The sequence below is a fragment of the Methylocystis sp. Se48 genome (assembly GCF_056269425.1).
In genome coordinates this window covers 2,116,924-2,132,155 of the sequence record NZ_CM149850.1, presented here as the reverse complement: position 1 = coordinate 2,132,155, position 15,232 = coordinate 2,116,924, and the positions used below count along the sequence as shown (strand labels likewise).

The following is a 15,232-nucleotide window of genomic DNA, read 5'->3' as shown; positions in this document are numbered from 1 at the left end:
GGTTCGGAAAAGAAAGGGCGAGGGCGGGGGAGACCCCGCCCTTTTTGTTTTTGCGCATCTATGAGACATGGAGGCATGTTCGTGGCATGCGAGAAACGGGTTCTAGCTCTGACGGCTTTGCTCGCCGCCTCCCTCGCGCTATCCGACTGCCTCTCGACGAAAGTCTCCTTGCTCGCCCCCAATATGGTCCGCGTGACGCTGCAAGGCGCCGACGCGCCGAGCGATGAGCAGGCGTTGAAGGAGGCGCTGGTTCTCGGGGCGAAGGAGACGCTCGCGCTTGGATACGACCTCTTTCGCTTCATCGACTGGAGCGCGGGAGAGGTTCGGATTCAGCAGCCCGGCCAGCCTGCCGTCGCCAATTTCGCGGTTACGGTGGTGATGTTTCGCTACGGCGAGCAGGGCTCAAATCCGGTCTTTGACGCGCGCGCGATTTTAAAGACGCAGGAACCCCGGCAATAGAAAAAGGGCGGGGGAGGGGCTCCCCGCCCTTTCCGCGGCGACATGAGCGCAACGGGGATTGCGCTTCTCTTGCGCGCCGCTTCAGGCCTTCGGCGGCCCGTAATAGCCAGGTTTGGCGTGGGTCTCGTCGCGAAGCAGTTTCGCGCCGTCGATCACATGCGGCGCCAGCCCTGCGCCGCCGGCGTCGATTAACGCGAGAAGCTCCTCGCGCATCCGCGGATCCCAATAGGTCCGGAGATGATTGCGAATGCCTTCCGCGCGCCGCTCGGGGGGATAGGGCGCGAAAAAATCGCCGATCTGGTTGGCCATCATGACGATGCGATCCAGCGCCATGACCGGGACGCCGGCGCCAGACTGTTGCTGTGTCATGTTCATTCAGCGGCCTCCAGCTCCTCCACGCGCGGGGCTTCCGCATCGCGAGCGTTATCCGAGGCGGGGCCGTTCGTGCGCACGACATCGACCGCCGTCACCTTATATTCGGGACAGTTCGTCGCCCAGTCGGAGAGGTCGGACGTCACGGCGTTGGCCTTGGATTTCGCGTGATGGAAGGTCGTGTAGACCACGCCGGGGTTCACGCGCTCGGAAATCCGCGCGCGCAACTCGATTTGGCCGAAGCGGCTTGACACTTTCACCCAGTCGCCATCCGTCACGCCGCGCGAAATCGCGTCGTGCTCGTTGATCTCGAGCACGTCCTCGGGGTGCCAAAGCGAGTTCGGCGTGCGCCGCGTCTGCGTGCCGACATTGTATTGCGTAAGAATGCGGCCCGTCGTCAGCAGCAGCGGATATTTGTCGTTGGTGCGCTCGGCGGTGGGCACATATTCGGTGAGCATGAAGGTGCCGAGCCCATTGGCGCGCGGGAACTTCTCGCGGTGCAGCACCTCCGTGCCCTCGGGCGCCTCCTCGTTGCAGGGCCATTGCGCCGAGCCGATGCGGTCGATGAGCGCAAAACTTATGCCGCGATAGTTGGGCGAGAGCCGCGCGATCTCGTCCAGCACTTCGCCGGGATTGGAATAGAAAACATCGTAGCCCATGGCGTTCATGAGCTTTACCGTGATCTCCCAGTCCTGAAGGCCGGCGAGAGGCTCGATCACCTTGCGCACGCGCGAGACGCGGCGTTCGGCGTTGGTGAAGGTGCCGTCCTTCTCCAGCGACGAGGAGCCGGGCAGGAAGATATGGGCGTATTTCGACGTCTCGTTGAGGAAGAGGTCATGGAGGATGACGCACTCCATGTTCTTCATCGCGGCGATGACGTGGTGCTGGTTGGGGTCGCTCTGCACCGGATCTTCGCCCATGATATACATGCCCTTGAAAGAGCCGGCGACGGCGGCGTCGAGCATGTTGGGCAGGCGCAGGCCAGGCTCAGGGTCGAGCGTCACGCCCCATTCGGCCTCGAAACTCGAGCGGGTGGCGTAATCCGTTACGAAGCGGTAGCCGCTGAAGACATGCGGCCAGCTCCCGAGACAGCTTCCGCCCTGCACATTGCCCTGGCCGCGCAGCGGATTCACGCCGACTCCTTCGCGCCCCAGCATGCCGCAGGCGAGGCCGAGATTGCCAAGGCACATCACGCCCGTCGAGCCCTGCGAATGCTCCGTAACGCCAAGACCGTAGTAGATTGCGCTGTTCGGGCCGCCCGCGTAGAGACGCGCCGCCTTGCGGATATCCTCGGGATCGACGCCGGCGAGCGGGCCAATGACTTCGGGCGCATATTTGTCGGAGCCGACGAGCGCCTTCCAGTTTTCGAACTCGGTCACTTCGCAGCGGGCGCGCACGAATTCCTCGTTGTAGAGCCTTTCGCGCACGATCACATGAGCGATGCTGTCGAGGATCGCGACATTCGTGCCGGGACGGATGGCGAGATGCACGTCGGCTTTGACATGCGGGGATTCCACCGTCTCCGTCTTGCGCGGATCGATGACGATGAGCTTCGCGCCCTGACGGATGCGCCGCTTCATCAGCGAGCCGAACACCGGATGGCCTTCGGTGGGATTGGCGCCGACGACCATGATGACGTCGGCCTGAAGGATCGAGTCGAAGTGCTGGCTCGCCGCGCCCGCGCCCACGGTGTTCGTCAGGCCGAACTGAGTCGGGGAGTGGCAGATGCGGGCGCAATTGTCGATATTGTTGTTGCCGAGCACCGCGCGCGCAAATTTCTGCGTGAGGAAAATCTCCTCATTGGTGCAACGCGAACTCGACACGGCGCCGACCGACTTCACGCCATAATTCGCCTGAATGCGCTTGAACTCTTTGGCCGCGTAGGCGAACGCCTCGTCCCAGCTCACCGGCGTCCACGGATCGTCGATCGAGGCGCGGATCAGCGGCGTCTTCACGCGATCCGGCGAATTGTAATAGTCGTAGGCGAAGCGGCCCTTGATGCAGCTATGGCCGTGATTGGCTTTGCCTTCCTTCCACGGCGTCATGCGCACGATCTTGCCGCCGCGCGTCTCGGCCTTGAAGCCGCAGCCGACGCCGCAATAGGCGCAGGTCGTGACGACCGATTTTTCAGGCTTCAGCGGGTTCGGCATGTTTATACTCTCCCTCGAAGAGGCTCTTTTCGACCAGCGCATGACTCGGGCAGGCCTGCACGCAGGCGCCGCAACTCACGCATTCGGACTCGAAGAACGGCTCATCCTGTCCGGCGGCGACTTTCGACTCGAAGCTCCGACCCATAATTGTCAGTGCGAATGTGCCCTGCACCTCGGCGCAGGCGCGCACGCAGCGCGAGCACACGATGCATTTTGCGGGATCGAACAGGAAATAAGGGTTCGACTGATCGACGGGCGCATCGAAATGGTTCGCGCCTTCGCCATAGGGGTGCGACGTCACGCCCTCGGCTTTCAGCGTCTCGTGGAACTCGCTCCAGCCGTCCGCGATCTCGCTTTCCGGGAAGTCAGAGAGGTAGAGCTCCAGCACGCCCTTGCGCAGGCGTTGAAGGTTCTCGGATTGCGTGCGGACCTTCATGCCGTCGGCGACGAGGGTTGTGCAGCTTGCCGGGAAGCCGCCGCGTCCCTCGATCTCGACGAGACAAACCCGGCAGCTGCCGAAGGCTTCGAGCATATCGGTCGCGCAGAGCTTCGGGATCGGCCGGCCGGCGGCCGCCGCCGCCAGCATGACGGAGCTGCCCGCAGGAACCGTAACGGTGACGCGGTCGATCTCCAGCCTGACGGGCGCGCCGTCGCGCGGCGGCGTGCCGTAGTCGATATCGTCCTTGAGGCCGCGTATTTCGGACCACATGTCGAAAGTCCTTTCCCCCTCGGTTAACTTCATTCGCCCGACCGGATTTTGCCCAACCGGTAAGCCTAGTGCCGATTTTCGGGGCGTCCAGCCTCGCTTTAGAACATTTCAAAAAAGGAATGTAGCGCGCGGAAGTCACTGGAGTGCATAGAAAAACTCAATTTCACCCATAGATTAAACAAATGGATTGTGCCCGTCGCCGCCTGGGCTCCTGCGCCGCAATCCCCGGCCGTGGGCAGGAATGACATCGTCTTCGGGTCTCGGCATTATCCCCTTCCGCCGATCGAGGCCGTTTTCGATCTCCCCGCCACGCCGGACGTTTTCGGGCTGACATGACCCACCCGTTCTTTTCGCTCCACACCCATGGTTTCATCCGCGCCGCCGTCGCCTGTCCGCGCGTGCGCGTGGCCGATCCGGCCTTCAACGTCGCCCGCACGATCGACATGGCGAGCCAGGCGCATGAGCGCGGGGCGTCGCTCGTCCTGTTTCCAGAATTGGGAATTTCCGCTTATGCGATCGACGATCTCCTGCAGCAGGACGCGCTCCTCGGCGCGGTCGAGATGGCGCTGAGCGACTTGATCGAGGCCTCGCGCGCGCTGCATCCGCTGGTCGTCGTCGGCGCGCCGCTGCGTCATCGCGGACGGCTCTACAACTGCGGCGTCGCGATCCTGCGCGGGCGCGTCCTGGCCGTGACGCCGAAAACCTATCTGCCCAACTACCGAGAGTTCTACGAGCGCCGCCACTTCGCTTCCGGCGCCCATATCGCAGGCGAGGAGATCTCCCTTGCGGGCCAGACCGCGCCGTTCGGGTCCGACATTCTGCTTGCGGCAAGCGACTTCGACGGGCTCGTGATCCACATGGAGGTTTGCGAGGACGTCTGGGCGCCGATTCCGCCATCGTCGCGGGCGGCGCTCGCGGGGGCGACGGTGCTCCTCAATCTGTCCGCCTCCAACGCGATCGTGGGCAAATCGGATTACCGGCGGACGCTGTGCGCCACCCACTCGGCGCGGTGCCTCGCCGCTTATCTCTATTCGGCCGCGGGGCAGGGGGAATCGACGACCGATCTCGCCTGGGACGGCGAAGCGATGATTCACGAATGCGGCGATCTGCTCGCCAAGGCGCCGCGCTTCTCCGACGAGCCGCAACTCGTCCTGGCGGACGTCGACCTCGGGCGCCTGAGAGCGGAGCGCGGGCGGCAGGGAACTTTCGGCGATTGCGCCGACGTCGAGGCGGCCGGAGCGCGCTATCGCCGCGCGACCTTTGAACTCGCCGCGCCCCGCGACGCGGATCTGGGCCTCATGCGCGACGTCCCGCGGTTTCCCTTCGTGCCGAACGACGAGGCGCGGCTGGCGGAGCTCTGCTTCGAGGCCTTCAACATTCAGGCGCACGGGCTGGGGCAGAGACTGCGCGCCGCGCGGATGGAAAAAGTCGTCATCGGCGTTTCCGGCGGACTCGACTCCACGCAAGCGCTGCTCGTCGCCGTTACGGCGCTGGACAGGCTCGGCCTGCCGCGCGCCAACATCCTCGCCTATACGCTCCCCGCCTTTGCGACGACGGACCGCACGAAGGCCAACGCCTGGCGGCTGATGCGCGCGCTCGGCGTCTCGGCGCAGGAAATCGACGTCTCCGCCGCCTGCCGGCAGATGCTCGCAGACATCGGACATCCCGCCGCGCGGGGCGAAGCGGTCTATGACGCGACCTATGAGAACGTCCAGGCGGGGGCGCGCACGTCTCTGCTCTTCCGCCTCGCCAATCTTCACGACGCGATCGTTGTCGGCACCGGCGACCTGTCGGAGCTCGCGCTCGGCTGGTGCACCTATGGCGTCGGCGATCAGATGGCGCATTACAACGTCAACGCCTCCGTGCCGAAGACGCTCATTCAGCATCTCATCCGCTGGTGCGCGCGCGACGCCCGCTTCGGGGCTCAAACGGTTGCGGTGCTGACGGATATTCTCGCAACGGAAATCTCGCCGGAGCTCGTTCCCGGCGACACGGCGCAGCGCACCGAGGCCTTCGTCGGTCCTTATGCGTTGCAGGATTTCAACCTGTTTTACACGACCCGCTATGGGTTCGCGCCCGCAAAGGTCGCCTTCCTCTCATGGCGCGCGTGGCGCGATGCGAGCCACGGCAGATGGCCCTCTGTCATCGCGGAAAGCGACCGGGTCGCCTATGATCTTCCCGAGATCAAACACTGGCTGACGGTGTTCCTGCGCCGCTTTTTCGCAACGAGCCAGTTCAAGCGTTCGGCGCTCCCCAACGGCCCGAAGGTCAGCTCCGGCGGTTCGCTCTCGCCGCGTGGCGACTGGCGCGCGCCGAGCGACTCCTCGCCGGAGGCGTGGCTTTCGGCGCTCGCCGACATCCCCTGATTCGGGAGGGCCGGCAAACCAGGGCGTTCTCCCGGCGGCGGGTTTCGCCGACCCCTTCCACGATCGGACGTTCGTCAAATCCGGCCTTCTCTCGCCAGCGGCGCCGGCGCATCGTCAACCTGGAAACATTTCGAAGGCGGCGCGCTCAACGCCAATCACGCGCCGTGACGGCGAAGAGTCGCTGGCGCGGGCATCGAAAGTTGTTGTTCAACAGAATTTTTCTGACGCGACTTTTCCCCGCCTTACCGTCCCGAACCCGGCCAATCGACCGCGCGGCGCCGGGGTCTTGCCCGCGGGTCGCGCGACGGTAAAAATCGTCCGTTGGGTTGAAAATAAATCGTCATCTTAGGGAGGGCGTTCGATCCATGTGCTACTCACTCGAAGCAAGCGTCATTGCTGGGATCGGCCTCGGGACGGCGGGGCTGGGCATGTTGTCGAAGGCTCGAAAGGTCGACCGCCGGATGCTGGTCTTCGCGGCCTTTCCGCTCGTATTCGCATTGCACCAGTTCTCGGAAGCCGGCGTGTGGTGGACGGTCGGCGATCGGCAGGCCGGCCAGCCGTTCAGATATCTCTATACGTTCATCGCTTTCGTGGTCTGGCCCGTGCTCACGCCCTTTGCAGCCGCCTATGCTGAGACGGATGCCGAACGACAGCGTCTGTGGCGGACGATGGGCGGCGTGGGGATCGTCCTCGCCCTCTATCTCATCTTCAAGCTGGCGGTCGCGGACGGGATCGACCTGACGATCGTCAGGCATTCCCTGGCCTATGAGCCGCAATTCGACCGGCCGCCGCTGGTCGTGCATTTCCTCTATGTGCTGCTCACGGTCGTGCCGCTCATATTCAGCCAGCGGCGCGGCGTCGCGCTTTTCGGATGGGCGGTGTTCGGCACATTCGTCTTCGCGCTCGTCGAGAACCGGCCGGCCTGGTACTCGCTCTGGTGCCTGGCGGCGGCCGTCTTCAGCGTGATGCTCGCGCTCGCGATTGAGAGCGAGCGGAGCGCCGATATGGACAGCGTGCAGGCGCAAGGTTGATCAAATCGCGGTTGCGCGCGCGAATTCGAGATAAAGCGCGCGCAGCCGCCTGGCGCAAGGTCCGGGCACGCCCTCGCCGACAGGACGGCCGTCGATCGCGACCACCGGCAGAACCAGATTTGACGCGCTCGTGAGGAACGCCTCGGCGGCCGCCTTTGCTTCGTCCACGGTGAAGGGGCGCTCCTCGATAGCCAGTTTCTCCCGCGCGGCGAGCGCGAGTATGGCTTGGCGTGTGCAGCCGGGCAGGATCGCGCTGGAATTGGGGCGGGTCACGATCGCGCCCGCCTTGTTGAGAATGAAGGCGGTTGAGGAAGAGCCCTCCGTCACGAAGCCGTCGGCGTCGACCATCCAGGCTTCCTGGCAGCCGGCCTCCGTCGCCGCCTGCTTGGCGAGCACCTGCGCGAGCAGGGCGACGCTCTTGATGTCGCGGCGCGCCCAGCGCATGTCGGGCAGGGTCCTGACCTTGACGCCCTTTTCTGCGTAGGGCGACGCCAGAATGCCTTTCTTTTGCGTAAAACCGATCAACGTCGGCTTTACGCTCTTCGGAAAAGAGAAATCCCGCTCCGCCGCGCCGCGCGTGATCTGGAGATAGACCATGCCCTCGCGCACCTCGTTGCGGGCGACGAGCGCCTTTTCGATGTCGACGATCCCGGCCATCGGGAGGGGGCTCTCGAGGCGCAGCTCCTTCAGCGAGCGTGCGAGTCGGGCGATGTGGGCGTCGTTGTCGACGAGCCGCCCGTCGATGACGGCGGCGACTTCGTAGACGCCGTCCGCGAACAGGAAGCCACGGTCGAGGATGGAGATTCTGGCGTCGTCGATCGGGGTGAAGACGCCGTTGACATAGGCGATGTCGGGCAAGGGAAGCGCTCCGGGCGGGATGTCGGGGGCTCTTTAGCGAGAAACGCGCTCGGGCGCGACCCTTCGCCGCTTTCGCGCGATCCCGCCCCGTAATAAAACCGGACGGACGGGGCGGGGCGGCCGGGAGCGACATGGGCGAGGAAATCGGGGCGACGGGCTTCACGGGCGCGGACAAGGCGCGTTTCGCCGAGCGTCTGGCGCGGGAAACGGACGTCGCCCGGGCGCTCTTCTCGGGCGAGAAATTCTCCCGTGCGGGCCATATGATCGGGTTCGAAATCGAAACCTGGATTCTCGATCACAATTATTTCCCCGCCTCGATCAATCAACAGCTTCTCGAAGCGCTCGACAATCCGCTCGTCGTGCCGGAATTGTCGCGCTTCAATCTCGAGCTCAATTGCGATCCGCTGCCGCTTCAGGGCGACGTTGTCGGCCGCGCGCATGACGCGCTCGCGGAGGTTTGGGCGGCCTGCAACGCAGTCGCCCACCGGCTCGACGCCAATCTGGTCCTCATCGGCACTTTGCCGACGATCCGCGACGACGACCTCACCCTCGCCAATATGTCGCCGCTCAACCGGTATTATGCGCTGAACAGCGAGGTTCTCCGTCTGCGCGGCGGGCGGCCCCTGCGGGTCGACATTCTCGGCCGCGACCATCTCGTGTCCGAGCATCGCGACGTGATGCTGGAGGCGGCGACGACCTCCTTCCAGGTGCATCTCAAGGCGCCTGCCGATCTCGCGCACCGCTATTACAACGCCTCCATCGCCGCCTCCGGGCCGATCCTCGCCGCCTGCGGCAACGCGCCGTTCCTCTTCGGCAAATCTCTCTGGGAGGAGACGCGCATTCCGCTGTTCGAGCAGGCCGTCGACGTGCCGGGGCCGGCCCGCGTCTCCATGGGCTCCGGCTATGCGCGGTCGCTTCTCGACGTGTTCGAGGAGAATTTGCGCGACTATGACGCGCTGCTCCCCATCGGCTTCGACGACGCTCCGGAGGCGATGCGCCACCTGCGCCTGCACAATGGCGTGATCTGGCGCTGGAACCGGCCGCTGATCGGTTTCGACGACGACGGCGCGCCGCATCTGCGCATCGAGCACCGCATCCTGCCCGCCGGGCCGAGTTTCGTCGACATGATGGCCAACGCCGCCCTCTACATCGGTCTGGCGCGCACGCTCGCGCTGGGGAGCGAGGACGGAACGATCGGCCTTTCCTTCGAGGACGCCCTGCGGAATTTCTACGCAGCGGCGCGATTTGGCCTCGATGCCGTGCTCGATTGGCCGAGCGTCGGCGAGATGGCCGCGGACCGGCTGTTGCTGGAGCGGATCATTCCCGCGGCGCGCGAAGGGCTCGCCGATTTCGGCGCCGCCGATCCGCGCGGCTATCTCGACGTTCTGGAGGCGCGCGTGCGCACGCGGCAGACCGGCGCGGCGTGGCAGCGCAAGGCGCTCGCCGCTTGCGGCGGCGATCTCTATGCGCTGATGGCCGCCTATTGTGAGGCGCAACGCAGCGGCGCGCCCGTGCACGAATGGGAAGCATGACGATGGAGACGATCGACGCGCCCTGCGCCGTGATGGACAGGCTCCCGGAGGGGTTTCTCGACTGCCCCGCCGACAGGCTTGTCGACCTGCTGCCCGGCCCGACGCTGTTCGAGCTGCCGGGCCGCGACCCGAATCCGCTTTTCGTCTCGACGCTGCTGCATGGCAACGAATACAGCGGGCTCGACGCCATGCAGGCGGTGCTGCGCCGTCACGCGGCGCGGGGCTTGCCCCGCGCGCTGATGTTCTTCGTCGGCAATATTCGCGCGGCGGCCGCCAATGTCCGTACGCTGCCCGGCGAACGCGACTACAACCGCGTCTGGCCCGGCACGCTCTATCCAGGGGAGAAGCAGGCGGAGCTGGCGCGCTGGGTTTACGACTACGCCGCACGGCGCGGCCTTTTCGCGAGCGTCGACATCCACAACAACACGGGCTTCAATCCGCACTATAGTTGCGTGACGAAACTCGAGCCGAAATTCATCGCGCTGGCGCAGCTGTTCTCGCGCATCGTGGTGCATTTTCAGCGGCCGGTGGGCACGCATGCGGCGGCTTTCGCGGATCTTTGTCCCGCGATCACCGTCGAATGCGGCAAGGCGGGCGCGGGTTCGGCGACGCAGCACGCGATCGAACTGGTCGAGGCGGCGCTGTCCATCTCCCATTTGCCGGACCATGCGCCCCCGCCGCACGACGTCGATCTGCTGCGCACCTACGCCATCGTGAAGCCCCCGGCGGAGGCGACCTTCTCTTTCGACGGCGCGCCGGCCGATTTCATGTTCCGCGCCGACATCGACCACATGAATTTCAGCGAACTCGCGCCCGGCGCGTCTTTCGGCGTCGCGCGCGCGGGCATGAAGCTCGACATTCTGCCGGGCGACGGGGACGACAGCGCGCCCGGCGAATATTTCGACTATTCGGGCGGGGAAATCATTTTGACCCGCGCGGCGATCCCGGCCATGCTCACGGTCGATCCGCAGGCGGTGAAGCAAGACTGCCTGTGCTATCTCATGCACCGCATCGGAATGGACGGGCGGCGATTGCCTGCAGCGTAACGTTTCGGGGGCAAGCCAGCGCCGTCAAAACGTGAAAGTCGCCACGATCGGCGCGTGCAGCGATCCGAGAATGGGGTCCTGCGCGAAGACCTCGTCCTGCAATCCCTCGTTCAGAATGCGCGTCTCGCGCCAAGCCGCCGCGAGCGCGTTCGAGGCGAGCAGGTGGTCGATCAGTTTCGGCGCGCCGGCGTGCAGCACCGTATAGCGCTGCGCCGGCGCGACGCGCGCTTCGAGCGGCGTGAGCGCGCGCGCGCCCTGCTGCAATTCATTGTCGCCGCCGCGCAGGAGACGGGTCGGCGCGTCGTGTTCATCCGCGTTGAAGTCGCCGCAGATGGCGATGCGCGCCTCCGGTTCCGCGTCGAACAGGGTTTCGACGAAGAGCCGCGTCTCCAGCGCCTGACCCTCGCGTTTCTGCGCGGCGACGAATTGCCCTTCGATCTGCGCCTTGCTGGAGCCTTCGCCGCGCGCCGTCGCGACGGGCGCGGGCCGCGGCGCCCGCAGGTGGAGGTCGACGACATGGAGCAGGGGGCCGGACGGGGGCTCGATGGCCGCATAGAGCGCTGGCCGGTCCCATTCGATGACGATCGGCTCCGGCCGCGCGTCTCCCTCGCGAGGCGGCGGCCAGCTCCAGCGATCGACGATGTCGTGATGGAGCTGCCGTCGCGCGCGGATCGGCCAGCGGCTGAGGATGACGAGATTGTGCACGTCGGAGGGCGCGTTGGCGCCGGGCCGAACCGTCGCGGCCCGCTGGAAGCCGGCGTAGGCCGTGCCCGCGAGCAGGCGGTCGAGCGCGAGATAGTCGCGCGCGCCGTGCTTGCGCGGCTTCTGCGCCCCGACCTCCTGAAGGCAGAGCACGTCTGCGTCGAGCGCGTCGAGCAAGGGCAGGAGCGCGGCGCGGCGGCGGTCGAATTCCGCCTGCCGCGTCGCGGCCCAGTTAAGATTTTCCAAATTGAAGGTGGCGAGCCGGAAGTCCATCCTCAATCTTCGCGCGGTTCGCCATGTCGCGCCAGACTGTCCGGCAAAGCCAAAGGCGCGGCAAATTTCTTACGCCGCGGGGCTCGATTCGAATGCCCGCGACTCGACGCTGGAGGTTTTTGGGGTCACTATCTTCGCGATTTTCTTTACCGATCCTGGAGCGCTCGTCAGTGTCCGTTTTCGAGGGCATACCCTTCTTCGCCGGGCTTGATCCCGCGCGCGCGGAGACCTTCGCGCGTCAGTGCATCCGCAAGAGGTTCAACGAGCACGAACTCGTTCTCGATTTCGACGACCCCTCGACGGACGTCTATTTCATCGTGAGCGGCGACGTGCGCGTGCTCATTCGCACGGCGGCGGGCAAGGAGATGATCCTCGGCGATTTCGGGGCGGGCAAATTCTTCGGCGAAATGGCGGCGATCGACGGCGCCAAGCGATCCGCGAACGTCACCGCGCTCACCAACGCCGAGCTTCTGCTCGTTCCGCCCTCAGTTTTTCGCGAGATCGTGCTCCACTCGCCGGACATTTGCGAGCGTCTGCTGCGCCTGCTCACCTCTCGCGTCCGCGAGCTCAACATGCGCCTCTTCGAGCGTTCCGTGCTCGATCTGCGCCACCGGCTCTACGCCGAGCTTCTGCGCATGTCGGCGCCGCGCAAGGGCCATGACGGGCAGGCGATCGTGTCGCCGCCGCCGTTCCAGCACGACCTCGCGGCCCGGATCGGCTGCCGCCGCGAGCAGGTCAGCCGCGAACTCGGCGCCATGGTCGACGAGGGCCTGGCCGAGAAAGTGCGCGGCGGCCTCGTGCTGATGCGTCCGGGCGTGCTGGAGAAGCGCGTGCGCGACGCGATGAACGAGGCCGAATGACGCCTGTGCGGGCGCGCACAAACCTCTTGGTAAACGGCTCCTACCATCGCCCTGCTCGCAAATGGGGCAAAAGACCCGGCGAGCGGAACGATGGAGGCAAGGCAGATGTTCCGCCTGATGACGCCGATCGACCGCTGCTCGGAGGTCGCGGGGCTGCGGCCGCACGAGATCGTGGTCGGAGTGACCCCCTCGGAAAAGCATGAACGGCTGTTGAAGCGATACCGCTCCCGCCGCTCCCGGGCGGCGGCGCGCGTGAAGCTCGTCGCCGACATTCGCCGGGCCGTGAGCGCGGGCGCCGCGCGCCGGGAACGCGGCGGCGGAGGGGCGCGTCGCGCGAGAGGAGCGTCTGGCGCGCCGGGCTCTCGAAGACGCGGGTTCCGACGGCAAGCGGCGCAAAGGTGATTCCCTTCCCTTCAAGGCCCGCGAATGGCGCGGCCGACCCTGTTGTTTGAACGCCACAGTCAGGAATTGTTTGTCGATTTTAAAACAGTCGCCCGAATTGCAAGCCGGCGAATCAATTTAGCCAGTCGATTGAGATTCAGAGCCTTACGGCCAAAGACTGCAAAAGGGCGGCGTTTTCCGGCTGCTTGCGGCGGCGCGGGCTTTGAGTCAGCTTCGGCGCGGTGGGCGGGCCGGAAATTTCAACGAGGGGCGCGTTTTAATGTCGCTTTCTGATCTTTCATGGAAGATTGTCGGGGCGCTGTGCGCGACTGTCGCGCTGGCGACTCCGGCGCCGGCGTTGGATACGGAAGCCGAACGCGACCAGCTTGCGGCGCATATCCAGAGCCATCCCGAGGATTTCGACGCCACCTATCGCTTTGTCCGGGTGACGACCGAGTTGCGGGATTATGAAGCCGGCGTCGGCGCGCTCGAACGGCTTTTGATGTTCAACCCGAAGCTTTCCCGCGCCGAAAAGGAGCTGGGTTTCCTTTACGCCCGGCTGGGCGCGTGGGAACTCGCCGCCCAACATTTGCGCGCCGCCCGCGCCGCCGGCGATCTCGATCCTGTGCAGATGGCGCAGATCGACGCGCAACTGCCTGACATTGAGAAACGCACGCAAACAAGCCGTCTCTCGGTGCGGATGCATTTTGGTGTTCGCGCGCAGTCAAACGCCAATTTCTTCCCCGTCAACAGCCTGATCCAGGCTGGCGGCGTCGGCGTCGCGCCGGCCGGCGGCAAGCGGGACGACGTGAATACCTTCCAGCTCGTGCAGGCGGCGCATGACTACGAGTTTGGGAACCAGCGCGGCGATCGTCTCGAGACGCGCGTCACCGCATACGCCACGCAGCAATTCCAACTGCCGCAATACAGCGTCGCGCTCTTCTCGGGCGCGATCGGCCCCCGCTTCTTTGTGCCGCAGGACATCTTTCACAGCTTCTCCGTTCGCCCTTATCTGACGGGCGCCGTGACGATGCTCGGCTCGAACAACTATCTCAACACCGGCGGCGCCGGCGCGAGCTTCCGCGCCGAATTCGGTCCGGACATCTGGCTCGAACCCGGCGCCGAATGGCGCGGGCTTTGGGTCGATCCCGCCCGCGGTTTTCTGGGCTTCAACCCCTACGCGACGCTCTCGACCCTCGCGACGGGCGACGTGATCACGGGCTATCTGAGCGGCTCCTACCGGATCTTCGACGATGTGCGCTTCGACGGCCGCGTCGGCTATTCGCGCGCCAACGCCGGCTACGCGGCGCAGAGCTCCGATCAGGTCGACGTGCAGGCGATGCTGCGGGTGGAGGTCGATCCGCCGCATCCGATGATCGCGCGGCGCTGGACGATCGCGCCTTATGCGCGCTTCACGCAGCTTGCTTTCGACGCCGCCAATCTTCTGGTCAACCCCTTCGTCGCGCGCCGGGACGCCGTCTGGACATATGGGATCATGCTGGACTCTCCCGTGACCGAAACCTTCGGCTTCGCCGGCCATCTCGAATTCGCGCGCAACGACTCGAACCTGCCGAACTTCAAGACGCAGAACGTTTCCGTGTCTTTCGGCCCGACCGCGAAATTCTGAGGGAGGGGCGCGCATGATCCGGATTTTCCTTCCCGCCGCCGTCCTGTCGCTCGCGGCCTTTCCCGCCCTGGCCGAGAAAGTCGGCAATGTCGGCGCCGTCAATGTCGCCGCGCACGGCACGCCGCCCGGCGCGGCGAAACGGGCGCTCACGGTCGGTCTCGGCGTCGAAAAGCGTGAGCGCATCGAGACTTCCGCGGACGGCAGCGCCCAGATCGTCTTCAACGACACGTCGACGATGACGGTCGGGCGCAACAGCTCGATCGTGATCGACGACTTCGTTTACAACGGCGAAAGCGGCAGTCAGGGCGTTTCGATCGCCAAGGGCGTGATGCGCTTCGTCGGCGGCGGCGTCAGCCATGGATCGGGCGCCAATCTCAAGACTCCCACGGCCTCCATCGGCGTGCGCGGCGGCTCGGCCATGGTGCGCGTCGGCGGCGAATGCGAAACGCTCGTCGTGCACCAATATGGCGTGATCGAGATTGCCGGCGGGGCGGGGGACTCGCAAATCCTCAATCGCGCCGGGTTCGGCGTCTGCGCCCGGCGCGCCGGGATCTCGGAGCCCTTCCGCGTGCCCGCCGAGACCATCGCCGCCATGATGGCTCAGATGGCGAGCCGGGGCGGCCAGAGGGGCGGCGCCAAACGCCAGCCCGAAAACGAGGAAGCGAATCTCGCGCTCGGGAACGACCGCGCGGCGAGCGTCGAGGCGCCGCCCGGGCTCGAAGCGCTGGCTCCCATGTGGTCGGGCAATGCGCTCGTGCAGAGTTCCGCCAATATCGTGAACCAGCCCGCCCCGGTCGCGACCCCGCCGCAGCAGGAGTATCGCGACGGGCCGCTCGATTAGGGCGAGTGACGGCGATAGAGACGGG

At 65.6% G+C, this 15,232-nt stretch carries 11 protein-coding genes and 1 pseudogene; 8 read left to right on the top strand and 4 right to left on the bottom strand.

Features of this window, described 5'->3' with window-relative positions; translation table 11 throughout:
* Positions 1-81 precede the first annotated feature (81 nt).
* Positions 82-459: a hypothetical protein gene (locus tag ACV959_RS10515; RefSeq protein WP_475736557.1), complete on the top strand. Its 378-nt coding sequence runs from the start codon at positions 82-84 to the stop codon at positions 457-459.
* An 81-nt stretch (positions 460-540) separates the two neighbouring features.
* Here the strand turns inward: ACV959_RS10515 and ACV959_RS10510 are convergent, their stop codons facing one another.
* Complete coding sequence (locus ACV959_RS10510) at positions 541-834, bottom strand: formate dehydrogenase subunit delta (RefSeq protein ID WP_475736556.1); 294 nt, start codon at positions 832-834, stop codon at positions 541-543.
* Positions 831-3,690: pseudogene (gene fdhF, locus ACV959_RS10505) on the bottom strand (formate dehydrogenase subunit alpha). The gene ACV959_RS10510 and the pseudogene fdhF overlap by 4 nt, the downstream one beginning before the upstream one ends.
* A gap of 332 nt (positions 3,691-4,022) precedes the next feature.
* Here fdhF and ACV959_RS10500 point away from each other — a divergent pair.
* Positions 4,023-6,056, top strand: a complete 2,034-nt coding sequence (locus tag ACV959_RS10500) for an NAD(+) synthase (protein ID WP_475736555.1) — start codon at positions 4,023-4,025, stop codon at positions 6,054-6,056.
* A 365-nt stretch (positions 6,057-6,421) separates the two neighbouring features.
* Positions 6,422-7,087, top strand: a complete 666-nt coding sequence (locus ACV959_RS10495; RefSeq protein ID WP_475736554.1) for a DUF6629 family protein — start codon at positions 6,422-6,424, stop codon at positions 7,085-7,087.
* Here ACV959_RS10495 and ACV959_RS10490 read toward each other — a convergent pair whose 3' ends face one another.
* Positions 7,088-7,945 (bottom strand): D-amino-acid transaminase, encoded by an 858-nt coding sequence (locus ACV959_RS10490; protein ID WP_475736553.1) that lies wholly within the window; start codon positions 7,943-7,945, stop codon positions 7,088-7,090.
* Positions 7,946-8,076: 131 nt separating this feature from the next.
* Here ACV959_RS10490 and ACV959_RS10485 point away from each other — a divergent pair, with 131 nt between their 5' ends.
* Positions 8,077-9,477, top strand: a complete 1,401-nt coding sequence (locus ACV959_RS10485; protein ID WP_475736552.1) for a hypothetical protein — start codon at positions 8,077-8,079, stop codon at positions 9,475-9,477.
* The gene (locus ACV959_RS10480) at positions 9,474-10,523 is read left to right on the top strand and encodes a M14 family metallopeptidase (protein WP_475736551.1); all 1,050 of its coding nucleotides are present in this window, start codon (positions 9,474-9,476) and stop codon (positions 10,521-10,523) included. Before ACV959_RS10485 ends, ACV959_RS10480 begins: the two co-directional genes overlap by 4 nt.
* Before the next feature lie 24 nt (positions 10,524-10,547).
* Here ACV959_RS10480 and ACV959_RS10475 read toward each other — a convergent pair whose 3' ends face one another.
* The gene (locus ACV959_RS10475) at positions 10,548-11,498 is read right to left on the bottom strand and encodes an endonuclease/exonuclease/phosphatase family protein (protein WP_475736550.1); all 951 of its coding nucleotides are present in this window, start codon (positions 11,496-11,498) and stop codon (positions 10,548-10,550) included.
* A gap of 170 nt (positions 11,499-11,668) precedes the next feature.
* Here ACV959_RS10475 and ACV959_RS10470 point away from each other — a divergent pair, with 170 nt between their 5' ends.
* From ACV959_RS10470 to ACV959_RS10460, 3 genes are all read left to right on the top strand, one after another.
* Entirely contained in the window at positions 11,669-12,358 is a 690-nt protein-coding gene (locus tag ACV959_RS10470) for a Crp/Fnr family transcriptional regulator (RefSeq protein ID WP_475736549.1), read from the top strand.
* A gap of 661 nt (positions 12,359-13,019) precedes the next feature.
* A complete protein-coding gene (locus tag ACV959_RS10465) occupies positions 13,020-14,366 on the top strand; it encodes a tetratricopeptide repeat protein (RefSeq protein ID WP_475736548.1) in 1,347 nt (448 codons plus the stop codon).
* A gap of 13 nt (positions 14,367-14,379) precedes the next feature.
* Complete coding sequence (locus tag ACV959_RS10460; RefSeq protein ID WP_475736547.1) at positions 14,380-15,207, top strand: FecR family protein; 828 nt, start codon at positions 14,380-14,382, stop codon at positions 15,205-15,207.
* The last annotated feature ends 25 nt before the right edge of the window (positions 15,208-15,232 follow it).